At 73.4% G+C, this 3659-nt stretch carries 4 protein-coding genes; 1 reads left to right on the top strand and 3 read right to left on the bottom strand.

Annotated elements, in window-relative coordinates; genetic code table 11:
- From G3I41_RS27990 to bioB, 3 genes are all read right to left on the bottom strand, one after another.
- Positions 1-216: AAA family ATPase (locus G3I41_RS27990; RefSeq protein ID WP_164403162.1), on the bottom strand; the 216-nt coding region annotated here is incomplete at its 3' end.
- A gap of 3 nt (positions 217-219) precedes the next feature.
- Positions 220-1524 (bottom strand): adenosylmethionine--8-amino-7-oxononanoate transaminase, encoded by a 1305-nt coding sequence (locus G3I41_RS27985; RefSeq protein ID WP_164403161.1) that lies wholly within the window; start codon positions 1522-1524, stop codon positions 220-222.
- On the bottom strand, positions 1517-2740 hold the full coding sequence (gene bioB / locus G3I41_RS27980) for a biotin synthase BioB (protein ID WP_164403160.1): 1224 nt from the start codon (positions 2738-2740) through the stop codon (positions 1517-1519). Before bioB ends, G3I41_RS27985 begins: the two co-directional genes overlap by 8 nt.
- Before the next feature lie 142 nt (positions 2741-2882).
- Between bioB and G3I41_RS27975 the strand changes: the two genes are divergently transcribed.
- The coding region (locus G3I41_RS27975) for an aminotransferase class I/II-fold pyridoxal phosphate-dependent enzyme (protein WP_164403159.1) at positions 2883-3659 on the top strand (777 nt) is incomplete at its 3' end.

Genomic DNA, 3659 nt, shown 5'->3' with positions numbered 1-3659 from the left:
CAGCGGCTCGGGGAAGCGGGCCAGCTCGACCGCCGTCACATGGGCGCCCGCCAGCCGCGCCACCTCCGCCACGTCACCGGGCTCGCCCGGCTCCAGGCCGGTCTGGGCCGGCTTGAGGACGGCGACGCGGCGGTGCGCGGCCGCCGCCGCCACGGCCGCCGTCACGATCGTCTTGCCGATCTCCGTGCCGGTGCCGGTCACCACCAGAACGCTCATGCCTCAGCCCTCCCGCGCCGCAGCGCACACCGCGCGGCAGATCCGCGCCACATCGTCCTCACCCGTCACGTACGGCGGCATGGTGTAGACGAGGTCCCGGAACGGCCGCAGCCACACCCCCTCGCCCACCGCCGCGGCGGTCGCCGCGGCCATGTCCACCTCGTGGTCCAGCTGGACCACCCCGATCGCGCCGAGCACCCGCACCTCGCGGACCCCGGGCAGCTCCCGCGCCACCGCCAGGCCCTCGTTCAGCCCTGCCTCGATCCGCTTGACCTCCTGCTGCCAGTCCTGGCCGAGCAGCAGGTCGATGGAGGCGCAGGCCACCGAGGCCGCCAGCGGGTTGCCCATGAACGTGGGCCCGTGGGCGAGCACCGGCACCTCGCCGCGCGAGATGCCGTCGGCCACCTCGCTCGTGCACAGCGTCGCCGCCATCGTCAGATAGCCGCCGGTCAGCGCCTTGCCCACGCACATCACATCGGGGGACACCCCCGCGTGCTCGGCGGCGAACAGCTTCCCCGTACGGCCGAACCCCGTGGCGATCTCGTCGAACACGAGCAGTACGCCGTACGCGTCGCACGCCTCGCGCAGCACGCGCAGATAGCCGGGGGAGTGGAAGCGCATCCCACCGGCCCCCTGGACCACCGGCTCCACGATGACGGCCGCCAGCTCGTCCGCGTGCCGCTCGATCAGTTCGCGCACATGTGCCGCGTACGCCGGGTCGGGCTCGGAGTCGTAACCGGCGGGCGGTTCGGCGGCGAAGACCTGGCGGGGCAGGGCGCCGGACCACAGCTCGTGCATCCCGCCCTCGGGGTCGCACACCGACATCGGCTGCCAGGTGTCCCCGTGGTAGCCGCCGCGCCAGGTCAGCAGCCGCCTCTTGGCCGGCCGCCCGGCCGACCGCCAGTACTGGAGGCACATCTTCACGGCGACCTCGACTGACACGGAGCCCGAGTCGGCGAGGAAGACGTGGCGCAGCGGCTCCGGCGTGATCTCCACCAGCCGGGCCGCCAGCCGGACGGCGGGCTCGTGCGTGAGCCCGCCGAACATCACATGGCTCATCCGGTCCAGCTGGCCGCGCGCCGCCTCGTTCAGCACGGGGTGGTTGTAGCCGTGCACGGCCGACCACCACGAGGACATCCCGTCGACCAACTCGGTGTGCCCGTGGACGGGTTCGGCGAGCCGCAGCCGGACCCCGGACGCGGACTCCACGACCAGCGGCTCCTGCCGGCCCGGCATGGGTCCGTACGGATGCCAGACGTGCGCCCGGTCCAGCTCCCGGAGCGCGGCGGGGGAGAGCGGTTCAGGCATTGGGAGCGAGGTCCGTGCCCGCGCCACGGCGGCGGACCGCCACCAGATCCGTCCGGGCACCGAGGGCTTCCGGCACCTCGGCGGCGGGTACGGCCTCCGCCTCCGGGCCTTCCCCGCACGGCCCGCAACCGGCGCCCGCGTGCGGACCGCAGCCCTCGGCCTCGGAGGCACAGCCACCGCTCGCGTGCGAACCGCAGCCGGCCGCCGCGTCCGCGCGGTGCCGGGGGAGCGTCGTCGTCCCCGCCCCCTCCACCTCGAAACCGGCGTCCGCGATCATGTCCAGATCCGCCTGTCCGGCCTGGCCCTCACTGGTCAGGTAGTCGCCCAGGAAGATGGAGTTGACCAGGTGCAGGGCGAGCGGCTGCATCGAGCGCAGATGGACCTCGCGCCCGCCCGCGAGCCGCACCTCCACGTCCGGGCAGACGAACCGCACCATCGCCAGGATCCGCAGACAGCGCTGCGGCGTCAGGTTCCACTCCTTGGCGAGCGGCGTTCCCTCGAACGGGATCAGGAAGTTGACCGGCACCGAGTCCGGGTCCAGCTCGCGCAGCGAGAAGACCACGTCGACCAGGTCCTCGTCGCTCTCACCCATCCCGGCGATCAGCCCCGAGCAGGCGGACAGCCCGGCGGCCTGCGCCTGCTGCACCGTGTCCACACGGTCGGCGTAGGTGTGGGTGGTCGTGATCTCCCCGTACGTCCCCTCGGACGTGTTGAGGTTGTGGTTGTACGCGTCGGCGCCCGCCGAACGCAGCCGGCCGGCCTGGCCCTCGGAGAGCAGACCGAGGCAGGCGCACACCTCGACGCCCTCGTTCTGTTCCTTGATGGCCTCGATGGTCTGGGAGACCCGGTCGACATCCCGGTCCGTCGGGCCCCGGCCGCTGGCCACCAGGCAGACGCGCTTGGCGCCGCCGGCCACCCCGGCCGCCGCCGCCTTCGACGCCTCCTCCGGCTTCAGCCAGGTGTACTTGAGGATCTCGGCCTTGGAGCCGAGCCGCTGCGAACAGTACGAGCAGTCCTCGGGGCAGAGCCCGGACTTCAGGTTGACCAGATAGTTCAGTTTCACCCGCCGCCCGAACCACTGACGGCGCACCTTGCCGGCCGCCGCCACCACGTCGAGCAGTTCGTCGTCCGGGGTCGCCAGTACGGCGAGCGCTTCTTCACGGGTCGGCAGCTCGCGCCGCAGCCCCTTGTCCACCAGCGTGTTCAGGAGGTCCATGGCGATGATCCTGACGCACCGCACCGCCCGGAGCCAAGGAGGAACCGGACAACAGAGCTGACGCGGGGTGTGTGCATTGCCACACCGTGTCTTGGCATGGGCCCGGTTAGGGTCTGTGAGCTGCCTACAAAAGGGACCGCTCATGCCCGCCACCCCGTTCGACTGGATCGAAGACGAGGCGCGCCGGCGCGCGGACGCGGGGCTGGTCCGCCGGCTTCGGCCCCGCGCGGCCGAAGCGGAGCTGCTGGACCTCGCGAGCAACGACTACCTCGGCCTCACCCGGCATCCGGAGGTGACCTCCGCCGCGGCGGACGCGGCGCGCCGCTGGGGCGGCGGAGCGACCGGCTCCCGCCTGGTCACCGGCTCGACCGCGCTGCACGCCGAGCTCGAACGCGAACTCGCCGCGTTCTGCGGCTTCGAGGCCGCGCTCGTCCTCTCCTCCGGTTACGCCGCCAACCTCGCGGCCCTCACCGCGCTCACCGGGCGCGGCGCCCTCATCGCGTCGGACGCGGGCAACCACGCCTCCATCGTGGACGGCTGCCGGCTCTCCCGGGCCGAGACCGCCGTCGTCCCGCACGCCGACCCGGAGGCCGTTCGCAAGACGCTGCGCGGGCACGGGGGCCGGAAGCTGGCCGTCACCGACTCGGTGTTCTCCGTGGACGGCGACGCGGCGCCGCTGGCCGCGCTGGCCGCCGTCTGCCGGGCGGAGGGCGCCGCGCTCCTGGTCGACGACGCGCACGGACTCGGGGTGCTCGGCGAGGGCGGACGGGGCGCGCCCGACGCGGCGGGGCTGGCGGGCGACGCGGACGTGGTCGCCACGCTCACCCTGTCCAAGTCCCTGGGCAGCCAGGGCGGCGCGGTCCTCGGACCGGCCCGGGTCATCGACCATCTGGTCAACACGGCCCGGACGTTCATCTTC

Source organism: Streptomyces sp. SID9727 (genome assembly GCF_010550605.1).
Lineage (GTDB): Bacteria > Actinomycetota > Actinomycetes > Streptomycetales > Streptomycetaceae > Streptomyces.
The sequence above is the reverse complement of the archived record's forward strand: the minus strand, read 5'-3'. Positions and strand labels throughout refer to the sequence as shown.